Annotated in this window: 17 protein-coding genes, 2 tRNA genes and 3 pseudogenes; 8 read left to right on the top strand and 14 right to left on the bottom strand. The window is 39.3% G+C overall.

The window, feature by feature from the left end; genetic code table 11:
* Positions 1 to 1,114: 1,114 nt before the first annotated feature.
* Complete coding sequence (gene pgl / locus ACGF5R_RS21290) at positions 1,115 to 2,101, bottom strand: 6-phosphogluconolactonase (RefSeq protein WP_387692581.1); 987 nt, start codon at positions 2,099 to 2,101, stop codon at positions 1,115 to 1,117.
* 145 nt (positions 2,102 to 2,246) lie between these two features.
* On the opposite strand from pgl, the gene ACGF5R_RS21285 reads away from it, so the two are divergent.
* On the top strand, positions 2,247 to 3,065 hold the full coding sequence (locus ACGF5R_RS21285; RefSeq protein ID WP_387692579.1) for a pyridoxal phosphatase: 819 nt from the start codon (positions 2,247 to 2,249) through the stop codon (positions 3,063 to 3,065).
* 70 nt (positions 3,066 to 3,135) lie between these two features.
* Here the strand turns inward: ACGF5R_RS21285 and modC are convergent, their stop codons facing one another.
* The 4 genes from modC to ACGF5R_RS21265 all read right to left on the bottom strand — a co-directional run bounded on the left by modC (position 3,136) and on the right by ACGF5R_RS21265 (position 6,057).
* Complete coding sequence (gene modC / locus ACGF5R_RS21280; RefSeq protein WP_262981295.1) at positions 3,136 to 4,200, bottom strand: molybdenum ABC transporter ATP-binding protein ModC; 1,065 nt, start codon at positions 4,198 to 4,200, stop codon at positions 3,136 to 3,138.
* Entirely contained in the window at positions 4,194 to 4,886 is a 693-nt protein-coding gene (gene modB, locus ACGF5R_RS21275) for a molybdate ABC transporter permease subunit (protein WP_041380749.1), read from the bottom strand. Before modB ends, modC begins: the two co-directional genes overlap by 7 nt.
* Positions 4,887 to 4,903: 17 nt before the next feature.
* Complete coding sequence (gene modA / locus ACGF5R_RS21270) at positions 4,904 to 5,674, bottom strand: molybdate ABC transporter substrate-binding protein (RefSeq protein WP_112876167.1); 771 nt, start codon at positions 5,672 to 5,674, stop codon at positions 4,904 to 4,906.
* A 248-nt stretch (positions 5,675 to 5,922) separates the two neighbouring features.
* Positions 5,923 to 6,057 (bottom strand): AcrZ family multidrug efflux pump-associated protein, encoded by a 135-nt coding sequence (locus ACGF5R_RS21265; protein WP_112876254.1) that lies wholly within the window; start codon positions 6,055 to 6,057, stop codon positions 5,923 to 5,925.
* A 182-nt stretch (positions 6,058 to 6,239) separates the two neighbouring features.
* Between ACGF5R_RS21265 and modE the strand changes: the two genes are divergently transcribed.
* From modE to gpmA, 4 genes are all read left to right on the top strand, one after another.
* Positions 6,240 to 7,031, top strand: coding sequence for a molybdenum-dependent transcriptional regulator (gene modE / locus ACGF5R_RS21260; RefSeq protein ID WP_112876168.1), 792 nt, complete (start codon positions 6,240 to 6,242; stop codon positions 7,029 to 7,031).
* 176 nt (positions 7,032 to 7,207) lie between these two features.
* The gene (modF, locus tag ACGF5R_RS21255) at positions 7,208 to 8,683 is read left to right on the top strand and encodes a molybdate ABC transporter ATP-binding protein ModF (RefSeq protein ID WP_112876169.1); all 1,476 of its coding nucleotides are present in this window, start codon (positions 7,208 to 7,210) and stop codon (positions 8,681 to 8,683) included.
* A gap of 282 nt (positions 8,684 to 8,965) precedes the next feature.
* The gene (locus ACGF5R_RS21250; RefSeq protein WP_262981310.1) at positions 8,966 to 9,790 is read left to right on the top strand and encodes a CPBP family intramembrane glutamic endopeptidase; all 825 of its coding nucleotides are present in this window, start codon (positions 8,966 to 8,968) and stop codon (positions 9,788 to 9,790) included.
* A gap of 159 nt (positions 9,791 to 9,949) precedes the next feature.
* Positions 9,950 to 10,702, top strand: a complete 753-nt coding sequence (gene gpmA / locus ACGF5R_RS21245; protein ID WP_112876171.1) for a 2,3-diphosphoglycerate-dependent phosphoglycerate mutase — start codon at positions 9,950 to 9,952, stop codon at positions 10,700 to 10,702.
* A gap of 96 nt (positions 10,703 to 10,798) precedes the next feature.
* On the opposite strand, the gene aroG is transcribed toward gpmA, so the two are convergent.
* From aroG to ACGF5R_RS21215, 6 genes and pseudogenes are all read right to left on the bottom strand, one after another.
* Complete coding sequence (gene aroG / locus ACGF5R_RS21240) at positions 10,799 to 11,851, bottom strand: 3-deoxy-7-phosphoheptulonate synthase AroG (protein WP_262981293.1); 1,053 nt, start codon at positions 11,849 to 11,851, stop codon at positions 10,799 to 10,801.
* Positions 11,852 to 12,112: 261 nt separating this feature from the next.
* On the bottom strand, positions 12,113 to 12,838 hold the full coding sequence (pnuC, locus tag ACGF5R_RS21235) for a nicotinamide riboside transporter PnuC (protein WP_262981292.1): 726 nt from the start codon (positions 12,836 to 12,838) through the stop codon (positions 12,113 to 12,115).
* 179 nt (positions 12,839 to 13,017) lie between these two features.
* Positions 13,018 to 14,058, bottom strand: coding sequence for a quinolinate synthase NadA (gene nadA / locus ACGF5R_RS21230; RefSeq protein WP_262981291.1), 1,041 nt, complete (start codon positions 14,056 to 14,058; stop codon positions 13,018 to 13,020).
* Between the two features lie 2,114 nt (positions 14,059 to 16,172).
* Entirely contained in the window at positions 16,173 to 17,045 is an 873-nt protein-coding gene (locus ACGF5R_RS21225) for a phage tail protein (protein ID WP_112876175.1), read from the bottom strand.
* Positions 17,046 to 17,486: 441 nt separating this feature from the next.
* Positions 17,487 to 17,843: pseudogene (locus ACGF5R_RS21220) on the bottom strand (tail fiber assembly protein); the annotation flags it as partial.
* A gap of 282 nt (positions 17,844 to 18,125) precedes the next feature.
* A pseudogene (locus ACGF5R_RS21215) lies at positions 18,126 to 19,121 on the bottom strand (phage tail protein); the annotation flags it as partial.
* Positions 19,122 to 19,580: 459 nt separating this feature from the next.
* On the opposite strand from ACGF5R_RS21215, the pseudogene ACGF5R_RS21210 reads away from it, so the two are divergent.
* A pseudogene (locus ACGF5R_RS21210) lies at positions 19,581 to 19,838 on the top strand (type II toxin-antitoxin system HigA family antitoxin); the annotation flags it as partial.
* Positions 19,839 to 20,083: 245 nt separating this feature from the next.
* On the opposite strand, the gene ACGF5R_RS21205 reads toward ACGF5R_RS21210, so the two are convergent.
* A complete protein-coding gene (locus ACGF5R_RS21205; protein ID WP_112876176.1) occupies positions 20,084 to 20,401 on the bottom strand; it encodes a hypothetical protein in 318 nt (105 codons plus the stop codon).
* 478 nt (positions 20,402 to 20,879) lie between these two features.
* On the opposite strand from ACGF5R_RS21205, the gene ACGF5R_RS21200 reads away from it, so the two are divergent.
* Together ACGF5R_RS21200 and ACGF5R_RS21195 are read left to right on the top strand one after the other, a co-directional pair.
* On the top strand, positions 20,880 to 21,272 hold the full coding sequence (locus tag ACGF5R_RS21200; RefSeq protein WP_370446032.1) for a type II toxin-antitoxin system HicA family toxin: 393 nt from the start codon (positions 20,880 to 20,882) through the stop codon (positions 21,270 to 21,272).
* A gap of 61 nt (positions 21,273 to 21,333) precedes the next feature.
* Entirely contained in the window at positions 21,334 to 21,741 is a 408-nt protein-coding gene (locus ACGF5R_RS21195) for a type II toxin-antitoxin system HicB family antitoxin (RefSeq protein ID WP_387692575.1), read from the top strand.
* Positions 21,742 to 21,777: 36 nt separating this feature from the next.
* Here ACGF5R_RS21195 and ACGF5R_RS21190 read toward each other — a convergent pair.
* Positions 21,778 to 21,835 (bottom strand) — tRNA-Lys (locus ACGF5R_RS21190).
* Between the two features lie 43 nt (positions 21,836 to 21,878).
* Positions 21,879 to 21,954 (bottom strand) — tRNA-Lys (locus tag ACGF5R_RS21185).
* Positions 21,955 to 21,958 lie beyond the last annotated feature (4 nt).

Below are 21,958 nucleotides of genomic sequence, written 5' to 3'. Positions count from 1 at the left end.
GAGGTCAAGAGCTTGAGCAATACGCATAAAAAAATCCGGAAATAAGGAACATTTCCGGATTCTTACACAACCACTGGATCGTTCAACTGATCCTTAACTGATCGGCATTACCCAACCGGGAGCCTTTTTCGAAAAATTTCTTCACACTCCGACCTTCATAGCGAGACCCATCGCCCTCTTTCTATTAATAGAATTGGTAATGAATTAAAAGAAATCAACAAAATCCGAAATCGGTTGTCACATCATGAACCTTTGTGGCGCTCTAAAGATGCATACCAAATAGAACATATAATTAATAAGGTTATTGAAAGTTATGATAAGTGCTTGAAGGTTATCAGGTGGATCAATCCATCTAATTTAAAACTGTTATCCATTATTGAAAATAACATCAAAATGAGTGAGTTATGCAGTGCTCATTCTCTTTGGAAAAATAAACAATTATCAGCGGGGTTATCATCTTTACCAATAAGAACAGGATGGGGTGATGAAAATAAACTAGATGTTACTCATATAGGAGAAATAATAAAGATCGTCGACACCCGATATTCTTTGATAAAAAGCCAAAAGGATAAAGCTATACCCTATGGATTTCAAGATGCATCGAGACGGCAAGGGAGTGAATCCCCGGGAGCATAGCAAACTATGTGACCGGGGTGAGCGAGTGCAGCCAACAAAGAGGCAACTTGAAAGATAACGGGTATATATTTTTTGCTAGCTCTAAAGACATGAAATATGGCATTCAAAACTACAACACTGGGACACTAGTACGATTTAGCCCAGAAGCAAGCCCAAATCAGTATCCTAACGCGAAGAATGTTGAACGTGCTTAATTTCGTCAGCGTGGTTAATCATAAATGGTCGCAACAAATCATAGTAAAAAATTGTGTGCCAGTTTATTTCTGTGTATATAACCCGACAAAAATAGCAATTTTAATACTCAAAAGCTTATAGAAAATTTTTACAAAAAACTTTAAAACTCAAATAACCAGAAAATTTTGCGAGTAAGTTTAGTGTAACCGGGCAAGCACAGAAAACCATTTTTGCACCTGTCCGGTTGCATTAACGCAAATTTGCTCTAACAATTACTGGTTATTTACATAAATGTCTACCAGATTCACAGGGCCAGCACAGTAACCCACATCGGACCTTTGCCAACCGAATAACGCGCTAATTCAGTTAATTCACCGGTATATTTATCTATAGAAGAAACTGAAATATGGTCAGACTTTTGACCGGATGCAATCAGATATCTTCCACTCTGATCGATAGTAAAACCACGCGGCTGAGTTTCAGTTTTATAGTGCCCAGCCAGCGTCAAATTAGAACCATCTTGTGAAATAACAAAATGGCTGATCAAACTTGAAGTCCGTTCACTGGTATAAAGGTGACGACCATCCGGTGTAATATGAATATCAGCAGACCAACGAACACCCGCTAAATCCGCCGGCAATGAATCAATCGTCTGAATAAGCCGGTATTTTTCCCACTTGCGATAAACATCCACCGTAGAATCCAGTTCATTAATACAATAAATCACCTGCTGATTTGGATGAAATGCCATATGACGAGGACCCGCACCCATTGCCGTAGTGATTTCCTCAGCGCGTTTTTCTGTTAGATAGCCCTCTTCTGCCATCTCAAAAATACGGATGCGATCTTCTTTCAGACAAGGAACCAATAGTTGTTTATTATCCCAGTCAATATTAACCGAATGCGGTGCTTGCAAGCCTGCAATAACCTGAACAGGTTCGCCCACAATACCTTGATCATCAATTAGGCTAACACTCAAATTGTTATAACTATAGGAGGCAGAGAATAGAAAACGGCCCTGTTTATCAGTAGAGATATGAGTCGGGCTACCCGGTATTGATGAAATCCCCTGTTGTACCAGTTCCCCACTAGAGCCAATCTGGTAAGTGACAATACTGAATTGTGGTCGGATGCCAACATAAAGATGTTTACGATCCGGGCTAACCACCATGGGTTGTACTTCCCCCGGTACATCAACTGTCTGAATGAGTGATAACTCACCTTCATTATTCAAGCTCCAAACATGAATCTGACAACTGTTTGGACTCGCCGTATAAACCACTTGTTTCATCTTCACTCCTTAATTATCCATTACCATTTTATTGTGCTGTAACGACTCGATTGGTTTTATCGGTTAAACTCACCGCACAATTGGTGTAGCTTTATTCAGTTCTAATGTAATATCCTTACATTATATATAGTTATGAGGCTAATTTATGTCATATCGCATCATTGTACTGGATCTGGATGGTACACTACTCGATCCTCAAAAAAATATCCTGCCAGAATCACTCATTGTACTAAATGAAGCACGTAAAGCTGGTATTAAGGTGCTAATTGCCACTGGCCGTCATCATGTTGCTATCCACCCTTTTTATCAGGCTTTGCAACTCGACACTCCTGCCATCTGCTGTAATGGTACTTATCTGTATGATTACCATGAAAAGAAAGTTTTAGCCTCAGATCCACTGTCAACTCAGGAAGCTATAAAAGTTCTCACCCACTTAAAAAACACAGATATTCACCGTCTGATGTATGTAGATGATGCCATGTTATATGAAGAACCGTATGACACAGTTGTCCGTACCATAAAATGGTCTGAAACCCTACCTGAATCTCAACGCCCAACTATGCGACATGTTAATAGCTTTCAACATGCTATTGACGAAGTACAGTCTATCTGGAAATTTGCAACCTGTTCTCCTGATTTGGCAAAACTGAGGAAAGTGACTGCACAAATCGCAAATGACACAGGTCTTTCGTGTGAATGGTCATGGTTCGATCAAGTGGATATTACCAAGAAAGGTAACAGCAAAGGTATGCGCTTGAAACAGTGGGTTGAATCACAGGGAATGAAGATGAAAGATGTCATTGCTTTTGGTGATAACTTTAATGATCTGAGCATGCTGAAAGCCGCTGGACTCGGTGTCGCTATGGGTAACAGTGTGGATGCGATTAAAGAACAAGCCGATCTGGTAACACTGGATAATACTCAGTCAGGTATTGCCGAAGTTATTCGCAAGTATGTCCTTTAATTGCTTGTCTGACAAAATGACTGTCCGGGGAACCCTCCGATAAGCTCCCCGTTGTTATTTATAGCAGAGACTACAGTTGCCGATTAAGAGAAACACTTTTTATCTGAGCATAAAGCCACTGCCCAGACCGCAAATTAAGTTCATCCCTTGCCCATGGAGTGACCCTTGCCCATAAATAGTGGCCACTCAACACCAATTTGACATCAACGTGTCCATCATCATCAAAGAACTCAACCACTTTCACCGCTAAAATATTACGGATACTACTGCCGCGAGGAGGTTCCAGTACCAATGAAACATCTGAAGCATCTATTCTGATACGCAAATAGGTTCCCGGTTGAACATCAATTTTCGGCAACCATAAAGCCTGGTCAGCTAATGCCACCGCTGTCATTTCATAACGATTATGGTGTTCAACCATTGAAACATTCAGAATACTGCTAAGCGTCTCTTTTTGTAACCAAAGACGTAATGCACTACTGGACCAAACCTCTTCCAATTTTCCCGTTGCCCTGACTTTTCCGTTATCCATGACGAGTACATTTTCTGCCAGACGAAGAATCTCATCCAGATTATGGCTGACATATAAAATCGGGATGTTGACCTCTTCAGAAAGCTTTTCAAGATAAGGCAGTAGTTCTCTTTTACGGGGGAGATCCAGCGATGCCAACGGTTCATCCATTAACAACAGATCCGGTGCCGTCAATAAAGCACGACCAATAGCAACCCGCTGCTTTTCACCGCCGGACAAGGTAAGAGGAAAACGTGATAGTAAGTGCCCAATTCCTAGCAAACTAACAATGCTATCAAATTCTGGCTTCATCTCCGGAGACATCCCGTATTGGAGATTACCTTTTACTCGATAGTGAGGAAAAAGCCGGGCATCCTGAAAAACATAGCCTATACGACGCTGCTCTGATGGCAAGCAGATACCTTTTCCAATATCTACCAACACATGATCATTAAGGGCAATCCGCCCTTTCTGCGGGCGTATCAAGCCGGCAATAACATTTATCAGTGAAGTTTTCCCAGCGCCTGAAAGACCAAAAACAGCCGTGATCCCCTCAGTAGGTAGCTGTGTATTGACCTGTAAATGAAGATCACCAAGTTGTTGCTCAAAATCTAGCTCTAACATGTTGCTCCCAAACGTCTCCTTCCCCAACGGGTTAGCCATTCAGAAACCATCAGTGACATCAACGCTAGAATAATGGCAATGATGCACAAACGAGCCGCAGCCGTTTCTGCTCCAGGTGTTTCAATCAAGGTATACATTGCCAGAGGGATCGTCCGCGTTTCACCTGGAATATTGGATACAAAAGTGATAGTTGCGCCAAATTCACCCAATGAACGGGCAAATGCCAACACAGTACCCACAATAACCCCAGGCAAAGAGAGCGGCAATGTGATAGTAAAAAATACCTTAAAAGGATTCGCGCCCAAAGTACGAGCAGCCTGCTCCAACCGCCGATCAACACCTTCCAGCGCCAGACGTATCGCCCTGACCATCAACGGAAAAGCAACAATAGCAGAAGCCAGCGCAGCACCACGCCAACTGAACGCAAAGCTGATGCCAAACCAGTCATATAACCATTCACCGATAAATCCACGACGTCCCATACTGATCAGCAGCAAATAACCCACTACCACGGGTGGTAACACCAGCGGCAGATGGATAATGCTGTCAAGTAATGATTTACCGGGAAACTGGAAACGAGCAAGAATCCATGCCATCAAGATCCCAAATGGCAGACTAAGTAACACTGCCATACCGGACACTTTCAGGCTCAGGATGATGGCTTGCCATTCGTATTCACTCAACATCGCCAAAAAATTTATTCCTAAAGTGGGTGAAAACCATAACGTTTAAAAATTTCAACGGCTTTAGGGGTTTTCAAATATTCATAAAAATCGAGAACGGTGGGATTACTATGATCTTTGATAATCGCCATTGGGTATTCAATCGGTTTGTGGCTCTTTGCCGGGAAAATCCCCACCACTTTGACTTTATCACTGGCAACGGCATCCGAACCATAAACAATGCCCAATGGGGCTTCAGCACGTTCCACCAGCGCCAAACCACTGCGCACATTGCTGGTACGCGCCAGCAGAGGATTAACCTTCTCCCATGCTGCTAAATATTGCAGAGACTCTTTAGCGTAAATACCCACTGGAACATGATCTGGATCACCAACAGCAAGACGACCATCCTCTAATAAGGATTTCCATTTGGTTTCTTTATTAATATCAACTTTATTGAGTTTACTCGCTTTCGGTGCAATCAGAACGAGTTGATTGCCCAACATAGTCAACCGAGTTTCATCAATAATCAGTTTCTTCCCGGCAACATAATCCATCCACTGTTGATCAGCGGAAATAAAAATATCTGCCGGCGCACCTTGCTCAATCTGGCGAGCCAAAATGGAAGAGGCGGCATAAGAAGCCACCACTTCACCTTTTTTCTCTCGCTTATACAGCGCCGCAATATCATCAAGTGCATTAGTCAACGAGGCGGCAGCGAATAACGTGACTTTTTCCGTAGCCCACGCTTGCCACGTTAAAGCAAAAGAAACGACAACGCCGACTAGCAGTTTGCCAAAACTCTTTTTCATTTGTTTTCCACCTGCTTCTTACCTATTAGTTCATCGTGTATAACAAGATATAACGTCAATTGGAAGAGTGTTCCAATATTAATCGGCAAACTGTGAGCAACTTTTACTATCTAATTTAATTCGAAGTAAAATACTGTAATAGGAAAACCAAATGAATAAAATGGAATTGATTATGATTAATTAAGACAAATTACCCGGTTAATCACCGGGTAATCAGAATAGCATCTGGTGTAAAAGAAATATTAGTTTTACTTTTCAGAACGACCAATACGGGAAACGATATTAAACAGTTCCCCAAGACCATAAATTAAACCTAAAATTCCGGCCGTCACTACCGGTACCATGACCAGGGCGAAAGCCATACTTTTAATCAACTCAAACATGGTAGCCTCACACAATGGCTCATTAAATGAGCCAGCAACATAACACATTTTTAACCATAGCGGGTAATACCGCTATAATTAGTACCATTCTAGACAAAGACAGACAACAGTAACCGGCTAAACGTGCGTTTTTCGGGTTAGCCTATCAAAATTTACGATTATATTTACTAAAAAAAACTATCATGCAAGCCGAAATTCTACTGACACTGAAATTACAACAACGGTTATTCGCAGATCCACGGCGAATATTATTACTAAAACAGATTAAAACAACGGGTTCTATCAGTCAGGGAGCAAAACTGGCCGGCATCAGTTATAAAAGCGCTTGGGACGCAATTAACGAAATGAATCAGCTAGCAGACGAAATACTGGTAGACCGTGCTACCGGTGGTAAAGGAGGCGGCGGGACAAATCTTACCCATTATGGCGAACGTCTATTGCAACTTTACGATCTACTGACACAAATTCAGCAAAAAGCCTTTGATGTGCTAAAAGATGACCAACTTCCCCTCGACAGTCTGTTAGCGGCCATTTCCCGTTTTTCTCTGCAAACCAGCGCCCGTAACCAATTCTTTGGCACAATTACTGACCGTGACCATAATCAGGTGCAGCAACATATCCGCATCTTGCTGACAGATGGTCAAACATCACTGAATGCGGCATTAACAGAACAAAGCGCTAACCGTCTTGGCTTGGTAAAAGGTAAAGAGGTATTGGCGCTCATTAAAGCACCTTGGGTAAAACTCACTAAAGAGCCGTTCTCTATCGGTCATTTCGACAATACCCTGACAGGGCTTATCAGTAAAATTGAAACGAGCGAAGAGAACACAGAAATTATTATTGTTCTTGATGGCGGTGAAATCCTCTGTTCTACTCTGCCCAATCAAGAAGCAAATAACCTGAAACTACATTCTGGAGATAAAATCACTGCACTTTTTAATGCTGACCAAGTAATTATTGCAACTCTGTGTTAAGAATTGACTCTATTATCACTGAATAATTCGAAATATCCAGGAATATTATGGTGTTATGTACCTTACACATCCCCTAGTGTCCGATATTAAATGTTAATTAAAAGTTAATATTGACATTCCTCGGCATTCCGCTTATTTGTGGAAAGATATTTGCGTTGCTTAAAAAGGAATAAAAGATGTCTGAATTGCAAATAACGCAAGGCTGTTTCCGTTTAAGTGATACTCGTACCTTGCAGTTATCATCACTAAAAATAGCCTCTGGCGAAAATTGGGCTTTTATTGGCGCTAATGGTAGCGGAAAATCATCATTGGCCCGTGCGCTTTCAAATGAATTAGTCCTACTTTCCGGCGAACGAAATTGCTCATTTCGCAGGTGCGCCCGCGTCTCTCTAGAACAATTACAAAAACTGACGGAAGAAGAATGGCAACGCAATAATACTGATATGCTCAGTGATGATGAAGATGATACCGGCCGCACTGCGGCAGAAATTATCCAGCTTTATCATAAAGATAATGAACTTTGCCTGGAACTGGCAAAACAGTTCGGTATTATGGATCTACTTTCCCGTCGTTTTAAATATCTTTCTACTGGTGAAACCCACAAGACATTACTTTGCCAGGCACTGATGGCTTCACCTGATTTGCTGATTCTGGATGAACCTTTTAATGGTCTTGATCTATTTTCCCGTGGTCAACTCGCTGAATTACTGGAAAAATTGTCATCAAAAGGAATCGTTTTGGCACTTATCCTTAACCGGTTCAGTGAAATCCCAGATTTTGTTGATCAGATTGGCGTACTAGCGGATTGCCAGCTAACCTCTGTTGGCACCAAAGAAAAAGTGATGGCAGATTCATTGGTGGCTCAACTGGCGCACAGTGAAAAATTGGACGGTATTCATTTACCTGAAACAGATGAATTTCCTGTCGATAATCAGCTACCGTCCGATCAGCCTCTGATTATCCTACGTAACGGTATCATTCAATATAATGATCAGCCAATTTTGCATGGGCTAGATTGGCAAGTGAATCCAGGTGAACATTGGCAAATTATTGGCCCAAATGGTGCCGGAAAATCAACGCTTCTGAGTCTGATTACTGGAGATCACCCTCAAGGCTACAGTAATGAGCTGATCCTGTTTGGCCGTCAACGCGGTAGCGGCGAAACCATTTGGGATATCAAACGCCATATTGGCTATATTAGCAACAGCATTCATCTGGAATATCGTGTCAGCATCAGCGTTCGTAATGTGATTCTGTCCGGTTTCTTCGATTCAATTGGTCTTTATCAGACAGTATCAGATCGCCAGCAGCAACTTGCTGATGAATGGCTGGCTTTATTGGGATTATCTGTTCAGATTGCCAACGGCCCGTTTCACAGCCTTTCATGGGGACAACAACAACTTGTTCTGATAGCTCGCGCACTGGTTAAACATCCGGCTTTATTAATCCTTGATGAACCTCTCCAGGGGCTTGATCCACTCAACCGCCAGTTAGTATTACGTTTTATTGATGTCATGATCACTGATGGCGATACTCAACTACTGTTTGTTTCTCATCATCAGGAAGATGCGCCGCAATGCATTACTCACCGACTGATATTTATTCCTGATGGTGATCTATACCGCTACAAAACGGAGAAAGTTTCTGATTGATTTCTAATAGTTCCCCGTTATGCGGGGATCTTACTTATGAGTCTAGCCAATCTCCATCACAGCCATTTCTATTAGTACCTTAATAAGGTGATTAATCCTTGACCAAATAATCTGAATTAAGGAACGATTATTACCAGCATGAGAGCTTCGACCAGTGAAAAAACATCGCAATTTAGTTATCATGCATTATTATTTTCGCTCACTAAATAACATCCATCACCAATTTTTGATCTGCTTTTCAGATCCTTTTTTAATTTGTTAAAAATAAAGGGAAATTATATGATTTGGGGTTTACTTGCTACATCACTAGCATTATTAGCTATACACCGCACTACTGCACTGATTGCTCTACTGGCCGCAGTTATTACCGGATTTGTCACACAAACTATGATTTATCCGGCAATCGCCACTATTGCAATTATTTTTTTGTTAGGTGCGCTACGTATCTATTTTCAACAAAATAACATCATTAAAATCACAACTGAACTGCTATTACTCGCCTTTGCAGTGGCATTATTCCTACATCTGCTCCCAGGTTTTAATAATCTGAAATATCTCGATAAAGTTCAGGTAGGCCCTCATAGTGCCCCATTCTCAATGTATTTCAACTTTGACAAAGCACTCATTCCTTTCCTGCTGTTATGTTGCATGCCTAGCCTATTTACAACAAAGCCACTGACCAAAATTCGACCTTATGCATGGATAATCTTAGCTATTGTTATTCCTGTATTGTTAAGCATAGCAACGGCTCTCGGAGGACTCGCAGTTGAACTGCACATGCCACAATGGTTACCGATGTTTATATTGGCCAATATTTTCTTCGTTTCTCTGGCAGAAGAAGCGCTATTCCGTGGCTATATCCAACAGAGGTTAAGTCAGTGGATTAACCCCTATTTTGCCCTGATCATCACCGCTTTGATTTTTGGTGGCGCACACTTCGCCGGCGGCCCATTACTGATGATGTTTGCTACACTTGCCGGATTAATATATGGGCTAGCATGGATGTGGAGTGGCCGTCTGTGGGTCGCTGTTGGGTTCCATTTCGCACTCAACTTAGTTCATTTGCTGTTCTTTACTTACCCAATCAAGTTGGTGACCGCACTATAAACGTGTCAAACTTGCCCGGTATCTATTCAGCAATCTGCAAGAAATTCAGCTTTTCAAGCAAATAAAGTTTGAAACAAGACTATTGATTGCTGTTCTAGTGCATAGGGCAATATAATGCGCTCAGTTATCATTAAGTTTGATTTTTAAGGAGTTTAAGCTATGGCTGTCACTAAACTGGTTCTGGTAAGACATGGCGAAAGCGAGTGGAACAGAGAGAACCGTTTCACTGGCTGGACTGACGTCGCGTTATCTGAAAAAGGTCGCGCCGAAGCTCAACAAGCAGGGCAACTGTTGAAAGAAGAAGGTTTTGTTTTTGATTTTGCCTACACCTCCGTGCTAAAACGCGCTATCCATACGCTGTGGAACATTCTGGATCAGGTTGATCAACAGTGGTTACCTGTTGAAAAAAGCTGGAAACTAAATGAACGTCATTATGGTGCTCTGCAAGGTTTGGACAAATCAGAAACCGCAGCTAAATACGGCGATGATCAGGTTAAACTATGGCGTCGTGGTTTTGCTATCACCCCACCAGATTTAACTAAAGATGATGAACGTTTCCCAGGCCATGATCCACGTTATGCAAATCTGAAGCCAGAAGAGTTACCCGTGACTGAAAGCCTGGCGACGACTATTGAACGCGTGATCCCTTACTGGGAAGAAGTTATCAAACCGCGTGTTGCTCAAGGTGAAAAAGTGATTATCGCAGCGCACGGTAATTCTTTGCGTGCTTTGGTTAAATATCTGGATAATATGAGCGAAGAAACTATTCTTGAGCTAAACATCCCAACAGCAGTACCTCTGGTTTATGAATTCGACGAAAACATGAAACCAATCAAACATTACTATCTGGGTAACGCTGATGAAATCGCAGCAAAAGCCGCGGCTGTAGCAAACCAAGGTAAGGCGAAATAATTCATTGCCTATAACAAACTGCTGACACCCTATTTTCCAGCAAATATAAAAAACCGGAGTTGTCGATTCCGGTTTTTTTACATTGGAAAAATGTTATCAGCCACGACGCGCTTTTATTGCCGACGACAATTGACGTAACAAAATTTCAGTGTCAGCCCAACCAATGCAAGCATCAGTAATACTTTTGCCATATACCAATGGCAGACCACTATCCGGGTTCTGATTTCCTTCTTCCAAATGACTTTCTACCATCACTCCGATAATCGCTTTCTCCCCTGCGATAATCTGCCGACTTACATCTGAACACACATCCATCTGCTTCTTAAATTGTTTGGAACTATTTGCATGACTAAAATCAATCATAATTCTTGCCGACAAACCGGCTTTTTCCAAATCTTGCTTTACGGCTGCAACATGTTCAGAACTGTAATTTGGCTCTTTACCACCACGCAAGATAATATGACAATCGTTGTTTCCGCTGGTATTCACAATCGCGGAATGTCCCCATTTAGTGACAGAAAGGAAACTGTGAGGGGAACCCGCCGCATTAATCGCATCAATAGCAACTTTTATCGCACCATCGGTACCATTTTTAAAACCAACTGGACAAGAAAGACCAGAAGCCAACTCACGATGGACTTGAGATTCCGTTGTACGCGCGCCAATCGCTCCCCAACTCATCAAATCGGCTAAATACTGTGGAGAAATCATATCCAGATATTCACCCGCAGCCGGTAGCCCCATGTCATTAATATCTCGTAACAACTGACGAGCTAAACGCAAACCATCATTAATATCAAAACTATGATTCATATGAGGATCATTAATTAACCCTTTCCAGCCAATGGTTGTACGCGGTTTCTCAAAATAAACTCGCATGACAACTTCCAGATCCTCTTTCAGGTCCTCACGCAATTCATTCAGCCGCCCGGCATATTCCATTGCTGCTTTAGGATCATGAATAGAACATGGCCCAATCACAACCAACAGACGATCATCCTCCCCCGTCAGAATTTGATGAATCGTTTTGCGAGCCTTACGTACTGTAAATGCAGCCTTTTCAGTCGCTGGAAATTTTTCAAGTAGTGCCACAGGAGGTAATAATTCTTTTATCTCTTTAATTCTTATATCATCATTCTGATAATTCATAACCCTCTCTCATCTAACATCTTTGTATATTTAATTAAAGCAATCTTGTGATTTTAATCTAACTGTTAGAAGCCAAACTGTAAATATTCTTTGCAGAGAATAAATAAATCAATGCTTAACTCAAAACATAGCAAGATATTGTCAATATGTGGTTAGCTCTATTCTTATGGTTGAAATATCTTTAGAAATGAGAATTATCAAAGTAAATACCTAAAAATATGCCAGAAATCGACAAAACAATTCTCTGGCATAATCAGGAAACTATTTCATATGAGATAATGGCAAAGAATGGTTTTCCTTAGCTGCCTGAATCCATAAACGGGAGCCATTAAATGCAATGCCCAAGAGAATCACATACTGCAACGACATTGCCAGCACACCTTGATGGAAATAGATAACAACGCTTATCACATTGATAACTATCCACACCAGCCAGTTTTCGACATATTTGCGGGTCATCAGAATCATTGCCACAATAGATAGCACTGTCATTGTCGAATCCCAGAATGGGAATGCATCGGGCTGCAATATCGGCATCTGAACATTAAAGCCAAATTTTTGCATAATCGTAACGGCAATCTGAGTCAGATAGCCAAAGACTCGATCAATATTAAAAGTCATAATGGCAATCAATAGCACAGAAATTAGACTAATTATTACCGCCTTATTCAAACTTAACCAACGTATTTTAAGTTCAATCTGCTGCTGATCATTAACCCTACTCCAAGCATACCAACCATAAATATTTGCCGCGAAGAAGAATAATTGCAGCAATAAACTGGCATAAAGTTGAATTTGGAAGAAAATCACCGCAAATAATGTGACATTAATTAGCCCAAACAAATAGTTAATTATCTTCTCCTGACTGGCAAACCAAATACATAACAAGCCAGCAATCGTACCTACCGCTTCAATCCACGATAAATCATACCCTCCTTTTCCCAGAGGTATATTTACTAATATGTTGTTAATACTGAAAAAATCCATCTGTTATATCCTATTATTATCTATATCCGTCATCTTTCAAGTTGCCTCTTTGTTGGCGGCACTCACTCACCCCGGTCACATAGTTATCTATGCTCCCGGGGACTCGCTCCCTTGCCGTCGCGATGCATTTTGAAATCTATAGGGTATACAATAAAATATTACTCTCATTATTCAATTTTCTATTTTAACTGAGTTGCAAAATCAAGCATCCTATTTAAAGGAATAAGTGCCTTTTCCCGTAATTCTTTTTCAACCAATATCTCATGCTGAACCCCTCCCTGTTCCAACCCCTGAACGATGGCTTGTAAACCATTCATTGCCATCCATGGACAATGAGCACAGCTACGGCAACTCGCTCCTTCTCCAGCCGTAGGTGCTGCAAATAACTGCTTCTCAGGACACACTTGCTGCATTTTATAAAAAATGCCTTTATCTGTTGCCACAATCAGTTTCTGATGCGACAAAGATTGCGCTGCTTTGATTAATTGGCTGGTCGAACCAACAGCATCAGCCAGATCAATAACAGCGTGCGGTGACTCAGGATGAACCAATACCGCAGCATCGGGATGCAGACCTTTCATCCTTAGCAAAGCCTGAGTTTTAAATTCATCATGAACAATACAAGCCCCCTGCCAACAAAGAATATCGGCTCCTGTTTGTTTACGGACATAATTCCCCAAGTGGCGATCGGGTGCCCAAATTATCTTCTTTCCCTGATTATCCAGATAATCGATCAGTTCAACAGCAATACTTGAAGTCACAACCCAATCCGCTCGTGCTTTAACGGCTGCTGATGTATTTGCATAAACCACTACGGTACGATCAAGATTGTTATCACAAAACTGGGTGAACTCTTTTTCAGGGCAACCAAGATCTAGAGAACACTCAGCTTCCAACGTTGGCATTAAAACACGCTTTTCAGGGTTGAGAATTTTGGCGGTTTCACCCATAAATCGCACACCGGCAACTAATAAAGTAGAGGCCGGATGATTATTGCCAAAACGTGCCATTTCCAATGAATCTGCAACACACCCTCCTGTCTCTTCAGCTAAAGCTTGGATCTCAGGATCGGTGTAATAATGTGCAACCATAACAGCATCCTGCTGTTTCAGAAGGCGTTTAATTTTTTCACGGCAATGTTTTTTTTCATCCTTACTGAGAAAAGCAGGTTTGGGTGGGAACGGATAAATAGTTGAATTAAAATCAATATACTGGTTCATTGCTCTGGCTCTCTGTTTAGTATATGGTTCTAAAAAGCGAAAATTTTGGTTTTTATCCCGAAAATTTGCCCGCACTTGTTTAACATACTAAACAAAATAACCAATTTATAGTAATTTATTACGAAATATTTTGTCTGTGATAGCTAAACAGAAAACAGAAAACAGAAAACAGAAAACAGAAAACAGAAAACAGAAAACAGAAAACAGAAAACAGAAAACAGAAAACAGAAAACAGAAAACATTATTATATTTGTAAAAGATGTTCTATTAAAGCTTTTTATTAAATTATTTTTCAATTTTAAAAATAGGAAAATCCTCAGAATGAGAGTCGTTTTACGGGTTTATCATCTTTTTAACAGCGAATTCAAATCAATAATAATTGCGTTTTTTAGAAAGATAGTTAATTGAATTAAATCGAGGTCTATTAGCCATTAGTAGTGAGTTAAAAAGAAATTAGAACACAAAAGAAATATTATCCAACCAACTGGTATTTAAGCGTTTTATCGCCATTATTTTATGAAGAAAGACATAAAAGGTAGCAAAATAAAAAAATGGACAAAACGGTTAATGTGGCAAGATTTAAGCCCTGAAAAAAGCTTGATTGCCCGAAAAAACATAAAGGGTAGCGACTGATGAAAACTACTCAAGATTGCCAGTAATACTTCATTAATAAAGATAAAAATCAGGTATGATTAATGTTTTTTAAACATAAAATACGATATATCATAATGATTAAAATTAATAAAAAGCAGACGTGAAAAATGGTAAAAAAACTATTAAAACCTTTTATACCGATTAAATCCAAGAGTTAAAACTATGACTTTTAACCATCGTTTAAAACCCATCCATCATAAAACCATCAGTGAGAAATGAGAAATGAGAAATGAGAAATGAAAATTGACTTTGTTAATGCTTATATATCCAGAAAAAGATAGATAAAAATATGAATAGTTAATCAGATAATCTATTTTCCATAAGTAACTAGCTTTAATAACATTTTCAACCAAGGAATAAATTTTTTATAAACATAAAAAACATAAAAAACATGAATAATAAAGCCCTAAAATAAATTATTTAATATAATATCAATCAGCATTCATAAAGCTAAAAAATGGCATTTAATGGCATAAATACAGCACATTATATTTTTGAAGCTGATGGTTTTAACCTTTTACATAAAAAAGTAAGTATAACATCTAATAAGGAGTCCGTTCTGTTATGTAGTTCAAAATTTTTGTTAACAAACTTGTTTTCTAATTTGACAATAAATGCTAATTTTAATACAAATTATGTGGTGGATAATTAACATCATGTTATCCTGTAATTTAAAAATAAACTTATCTAAATTGGAAATAAAATATTAAAATGCAAAAACAAGTACATAATAATATTCCTCTCCCTTTAAAATCGCACAGCGATAAGTAATATTAAAATAATCTATTGTTTATATACCCTATGGATTTCAAGATGCATCGCGACGGCAAGGGAGTGAATCCCCGGGAGCATAGCAAACTATATGACCGGGATGAGCGAGTGCAGCCAACAAAGAGGCAACTTGAAAGATAACGGGTATATAACTGGTATTCCAGCTTCAGTAGCAAGTGGAATAATGAGTATGAAATGGCTTTTTATTCAAACTCTGGTCACATTGATTTTAATTTTTATAGCAAAATTGGTTTTTAATATTGGTGTTAAAAGGTATTCAAAATATATAACGTGAGGAAACGTAATGAAATTGGGAATTATTTCAGAAAGCCATAGATCGCATTCTAATTCAGATAAAGTCGGTGATTTCTTAGATTCACTTGAAATAAATAAAAAAACATTTAAACATACCAATATGGGATGAGTCAATTTGGAATGAAGTAAAAGATCCTAAATGGCATGAATGGAGTTTAATACCAGAATCTTTGATGAATGCTGATGCTTTTATTATTGTAGTTCCTGAATGGGAAGAATGGTTCCACCAAAACTAAAAAATTTACTTTTATTATGCAGTGATAACGAATTAGTGCATAAGCCAGCATTGCTAGTGTCAATATCCGCTCGATCAGCCTCAATAAAGCCGGAATAACCGGCTTTATTCTTACTGCAAACGGCTACAGCCACTAGAATTATGCTGCCCTTACGATGTAGTTAAATGCTACGTTGCGGGGCCTATTTTCGTTAGCGGTTGGAACTTGTCTTGATGCATCAATGTCAAAATATGTAAGATCAGTACTACTGCCGCCATTTGCTGAACGTGTATCTGCCGTAGCATATCGCGACGATGCCATAACACCATACACAATAGGCGTCTGGGGAGCACCGCCCATCTGAGCATGTATAACTTGAGTTGACCCTGTAATATTTCTGATTGCATCTCCCTGCCAAGACAAAAGACCACGACCACCATCAACACCTCGATTATCATCCCATCCGCGGATAAATTCTCCTCTTAAATCAGGTAATCTACCGCCAGGATAAGCTTCCGCCAACTTCGGATACTGTAATTTATTAAAAGGTGAACCATTACAAATAAAATAACCAAAAGGTGGATGGGGTAACGGCCAAGGAATAGGAGAACCCACAGGTATATTAATCTCTTCACGTAATGAATTTATTACTTCCTGAACAAGCTTTTGTGTGGCCGCCAATGTGTCGCTATTACCAATCACATTTGTAAGCTGAACAACACCTTTTTGTGTCAATGAGGCACTGGGAATATCTGTTGTAATTTTTTGTTCTATCGCTTTATTTAATTGAGCGGTAAGTTTGGCTACATTTCCATCATCCAGAACATCATTACCAGACTGTGTCGCGATAAAATCAGCGACGACAGATGATATGGTTGACGACTGACGTAACACCTTATTTAATAAGTGCGTGGGAACATTCTCCGGAGAAAATCCTGTCTGTAAACTCTGGTTTTCTTCATATTTTTCTTGACTAATGACATTTGCATTATTACTAATAGAAAAAGCCTTAAAATCATTCTTGTGACTCATATATTTTCCTTAAATTAAATAATGTTATTTTATAATCAACATATTGAATTATTGTAAAAATAATCTCCTGTAATTCATGCTAATCAAAGTCTAGTTCAGGAAAAAAATAACACAGTGTTCTTATTACTTATAAGTTTAACCGTTTTTGTATCATTGGCAGTAATAAGTAGTTCAGCATTTTAAAATCTAAAATATACCCTCAAATTTATATTTAACATTTGGAAATTATTTCTCTTTTATTTCTTCTATCCCTTCCAATGACTTCTTCTGTTTTAAGTTCCAAGATGAACCTTTTGGCATCTGAATAAAAATATCTAAGCAACCGTGTTCTGAAATGTCATCAGGTTTTCCATATTAATAAAACACACGTTCGTTGTTTTCATTGACACATTTAAATCGTTAGTCATAAAAAACGTAAAAAATAAAGCCGGTTATCCGGCTTCAATTACTTGGCTGTTCCGGCCACTCAATATCTGGAGCTTGCAGAATATCGACACGGCTCAATAATACAAAATACTTTTTCCAAGCCATCAATGCTATTTTCTCTGCTTCTGTTGCCATTTCAACATCAACAGTATGTTGCAATAATGTGACTACTTCATTTGCATGTTGACGCAATGTATCTCGCTGTTGTTCTGCCTGTTCAATCTGACTGGCTTTTATTGCAGCTTCATCAGTGACCCATTCTTTTCCGGTCCACTTATCAAAATGAGTAGCAGGTTTCTTGAATGTTAGCGTATCTGATAATTCACCGATTTCTGTTACCTCAACAGGCAAACGAGTTTGCGTGTTGTAAGCTGTTTTCCCTCGGTAATCAGGTACAATTTCCCAATATTTACCATCTTCACTGCGACAAACCGCTTTGTCATCATAATCTGGAAATTCTGGCGCATCAGTATAGGAACTAGCTGGTAGCCCTACTCCCTCCATTAGATATTCCGGGCGAGCGAAAATAAACTCACGGGAATATGGTGCAACATGATAAATTGTCAGCCAGCCGGCCTTTTCTGCTAACCCATCTTTACCTAATACTGCCACTTCAGATTCTAAAGAATCTTTTTGTTCGGCCATTATGCTGCATGCTGCTCTCACTACATAATTAAATGCTATGTTACGGGGACGGTTTTCATTCGCAGTTGGCACAGTGCGAGATGCATCAATGTCAAAAATTGTAAGATTAGTACTACTACCGATATTTGCTGAACGTGTTTCTGACGTAGCAAATAGTGACGACTCCATGACACCATTCAAAACAGGCGTCTGGGGAGCACCGAACATCTGAGCATGTATAGCGTGAGTTGCACCTGTAATGTTTCTGATTGCATCTCCTTGCCAAGACAAAATCTCACGTCCACTATCAACTCCTCGACTATCATCCCATCCTCGGATAAATTCTCCTCTTAAATCAGGTAATCTGCCGTCAGGATAAACTTCCGCTAACTTCGGATACTGTAATTTATTAAAAAATGCACCATTACAATTGAGATAGCCGATAGGTGGATAGGGCAACGGCCACGGAATTGGAACACCAACAGGAATATTACTAGCTTCTTTATTTTGTCTATCTATTTCTTCCCTAGAATACGTTCCCACATCCGCCGCATTCAAATTGATATCCTCAGTCAACACTTTACCATTGACTTTTCGACTATTAGGCACTCTGCCATTAATATTTTCATACAGTGAGCTTACTATTTCCTGAGCCAATTTTTGCGTCACGGCCAATGTATCACTGTTACCGACCTCATTAGTCAGTTGAACAACACCTTTTTGTATTAATGAAGCACCAGGAATTTCTGTTGCGAATTTTTGTTCTAACGCTTTATTTAATTGAGTGGTAAGTTTGGCTATATCACCATCATCCAGAATGTCATCACCAGATTGTGTCGCGATAAAATCAGCAATGACTGATGATATTGTTGACGATTGACGTAATACCTTATTTAACAAGTGAGTGGGAACATTATCCGGTGGAAACCCAGTCATCAACACCTTACTTTCTTCATATCCTTCCTGACTGACTACATTTGCATTATCACTAATAGAAAAAGCCTTAAAATAATTCTTGTGACTCATGCACTTTCTCCTTAAATTAAACAATATTATCTTATAATCAATATATTAAATTATTATAAAAATAGTCTTCATTGCAATTCACACTAATTAAAGTCTAGTCCAGAAAAAGAATGTGGTTCAATATTTTTGAATCAAAATATACCTTACAAATTTATATTTAACATCTGGAAATTATTTTTATTTTATTCTTTCTATTTCATCCTGTAATTTTTTCTATTTTAAATTCCAAACTGAATATTCTAGCATTTGAACAAAAATATCTAAGCGGCAATGTTCAGGAATATCACAGGATTTTCCATCTTTGTAGAAGACACGCTTGTTGTTATCATCGATGCACTTAAGTTGCCAGTTCTGAAAATGTGTCGGTAAATGAGAGTGCTGACACTGGAAGATTTCAATAATATGATGGAGCTACCGGGTTAACGCGGTTATCGACAAAGTAGAGCTGTGGAGTGAACAATGAGCATTAAACCCATTAGAACAGAACAAGACTATCAAGAAGCATTAAAAGCTGTTGCCTCTCTGTTTGATAATCAACCTGAAATCGGCACACCTGAATTCGCCCATATGGAAGTTATGGTTCTACTGATTGAAGTCTATGAAGCAGAACACTACCCTATCGACCCGCCAGATCCAATCGAAGCTATCAAATTCAGAATGGAACAATCTGGATTGATGGTCAAAGACTTAGAGACTGCAGTTGGCAAAATAAATCGAGGACACTGAGAAGTCCCCAGAAAATGAGACAGGCATAGAGTGTTTGTGATCCACCGATTGCTCAACCAATTCAATGGAATCACCTCTATGCCTGTTCGTAATGTATGTCAGATCTTTTTCCCGTACGCCTTAGCGCTATTTCACAAATATCGATAGAATGCCCTGATTAATGCCACTGTAATGCTGTTCAGAGGTGCACCACTGACGTTGACCAACCTTGGACATTTTCTCGGGAAAGGCTCATGTTAAAAGAGAGGATTATTATTCGACCCAACCTCCACTTCAATTTCTGCGTTTAAATAACTGGCGAGATTAGTAGCTGTAACTTTATAGTAGTAAATAAGATTAGGAGGCGGTACAAGTATTTCAGTTCTGCCGGGATAGATCTCTATAGAATTATACAGAGTATAATCTCCAACTAAGGATGCCCAGTAGCTACTCACTTTAACTAGCGCTAAACTAACGTTTTTTATAGTTATATGAGGTTGGTGAGCAGGAACTAATATACTGCCATTCTTATAAATATCAAGAGTCTGATTAGGGTTTATATATACTCGTGCCATTTTATTGTTTCCTTATTATTACGGTTATTTGACTGTCTATATAGCAGGTGACCTTATCGGTGAAATTTAACTTAGCATTTACTCCGAGCAGTTAAATATTGAACTTTATCAATGATGTAAAAATAATAAGATAACCTCAAAGCCATATCAATATTAAATGATTAGTAGGAATAATGTTTTCTAAAATACATTAAATCTCAGTATTAAAATCAATCAGGTTAATTATGATCTATACATTGGTATAATTTGGAAAATAAAATAATGATGAATATTGTCTAAATAAAATTTCAAAATTGCAGATCCCTTGAAAGGAACTAAGTCCGATTTTTGCGATCTGATTAGTCGTCAAATCAAAACAAATCACTAACCAGTTGAGTAATGCCGTCATTACTCCAATATCTAGAAATAAACGCCGCCAGATGAAAAAAATTACCCATAAAAAACCAGCGATAAAGACTATGCACGCGGGTTGATGTCCATGTTGATGCTACATCAGGGAATATCAGTTTCTCATGTCGCCAGAACCCCTTGCGCCGCCCGCGCTTCAACCAATCACTGGATAAACGGGTTTACATTTGTCATGTTTCGCTCCTATAAAAAAGCAGGCACAACACCTACAAACATATTGATAGCGGAATTAATGTATGGGTATTATACCCATACATTAACCAAAGGAGGATTGATGGGTAGTGCAGAGCTAATAAAACTCCTAATAGCTGACGGATGGGTTAAAGCTAGACAAGACGGTAGCCATATCACTCTAACTAAACCCGGTGTTGCGAAAATAATCACAATACCACATCCAAGAAAAGACTCATCAAAAGGTGTCATCCGGCAGGCGCAAAATATTTCAGGGCTGAAATTACTATGATAAGGCATAACAGGCGCAGTTATACCGCCCTTTATTTGCAAAGCTGATTAGAGGTAATACTATGATTTATCCACTCTTTATATTTAAAACAGAAGATGGGTTTGACGGTTACTTCCCCGATGTCGAAGGCTGTTTTTTTGCTGGCAACACTTTAGAAGATGCTATCCGTGATGCAGAAAAAGCATTTGGGCAACACATGAATGTTTTAACCGAACACGGCGGCTATGTCCCTGCCCCTAAAGACTCATCCGATTACATTGGTGATCCTCGTTTGTCTGAGAATGGAGGGGTTATTGCTCTTATCGAGTTAGATCCAGCAAAATATGAGTCAAAAGCCATCAAATTCAATTTAACCATGCCTGGCAATCTATTAACTGCTATAGATCGCTACATTGAGAAAAACAGACACTATAAAAACCGATCTGCTTTTCTAGCTGAGTTAGCCAGAAAAGAAATAGCTCACCACTAACAGATTTAGGGTAGGAAACTGCCCTAAACAAAATTCTGCTCGGCTCGAACCTGCAACCCATTGATTAAAAGTCAACGGCTCTACCGATTGCGCTAACGACCCATCAAGGAGATTTGCTTTTGAATGAAGCTTTAAGATGGTGGGTCGTGCAGGATTCGAACCTGCGACCAATTGATTAAAAGTCAACTGCTCTACCGACTGAGCTAACGACCCATCT

This window comes from Photorhabdus sp. RM71S (assembly GCF_042879355.1).
GTDB lineage: Bacteria > Pseudomonadota > Gammaproteobacteria > Enterobacterales > Enterobacteriaceae > Photorhabdus > Photorhabdus kayaii.
Note: the sequence above shows the minus strand (reverse complement) of the source record. Positions and strands in the feature narration are given on the sequence as shown.

Excerpts from the sequence above, each read along its gene's own strand:
- pgl (WP_387692581.1), bottom strand. The coding sequence starts at position 2,101 with ATGAAACAAGTGGTTTATACGGCGAGTCCAAACAGTTGTCAGATTCAT.
- ACGF5R_RS21285 (WP_387692579.1), top strand. The coding sequence starts at position 2,247 with ATGTCATATCGCATCATTGTACTGGATCTGGATGGTACACTACTCGAT.
- modC (WP_262981295.1), bottom strand. The coding sequence starts at position 4,200 with ATGTTAGAGCTAGATTTTGAGCAACAACTTGGTGATCTTCATTTACAG.
- modB (WP_041380749.1), bottom strand. The coding sequence starts at position 4,886 with ATGTTGAGTGAATACGAATGGCAAGCCATCATCCTGAGCCTGAAAGTG.
- modA (WP_112876167.1), bottom strand. The coding sequence starts at position 5,674 with ATGAAAAAGAGTTTTGGCAAACTGCTAGTCGGCGTTGTCGTTTCTTTT.
- ACGF5R_RS21265 (WP_112876254.1), bottom strand. The coding sequence starts at position 6,057 with ATGTTTGAGTTGATTAAAAGTATGGCTTTCGCCCTGGTCATGGTACCG.
- modE (WP_112876168.1), top strand. The coding sequence starts at position 6,240 with ATGCAAGCCGAAATTCTACTGACACTGAAATTACAACAACGGTTATTC.
- modF (WP_112876169.1), top strand. The coding sequence starts at position 7,208 with ATGTCTGAATTGCAAATAACGCAAGGCTGTTTCCGTTTAAGTGATACT.
- gpmA (WP_112876171.1), top strand. The coding sequence starts at position 9,950 with ATGGCTGTCACTAAACTGGTTCTGGTAAGACATGGCGAAAGCGAGTGG.
- aroG (WP_262981293.1), bottom strand. The coding sequence starts at position 11,851 with ATGAATTATCAGAATGATGATATAAGAATTAAAGAGATAAAAGAATTA.
- pnuC (WP_262981292.1), bottom strand. The coding sequence starts at position 12,838 with ATGGATTTTTTCAGTATTAACAACATATTAGTAAATATACCTCTGGGA.
- nadA (WP_262981291.1), bottom strand. The coding sequence starts at position 14,058 with ATGAACCAGTATATTGATTTTAATTCAACTATTTATCCGTTCCCACCC.
- ACGF5R_RS21225 (WP_112876175.1), bottom strand. The coding sequence starts at position 17,045 with ATGAGTCACAAGAATGATTTTAAGGCTTTTTCTATTAGTAATAATGCA.
- ACGF5R_RS21205 (WP_112876176.1), bottom strand. The coding sequence starts at position 20,401 with ATGGCACGAGTATATATAAACCCTAATCAGACTCTTGATATTTATAAG.
- ACGF5R_RS21200 (WP_370446032.1), top strand. The coding sequence starts at position 20,880 with ATGTTGATGCTACATCAGGGAATATCAGTTTCTCATGTCGCCAGAACC.
- ACGF5R_RS21195 (WP_387692575.1), top strand. The coding sequence starts at position 21,334 with ATGATTTATCCACTCTTTATATTTAAAACAGAAGATGGGTTTGACGGT.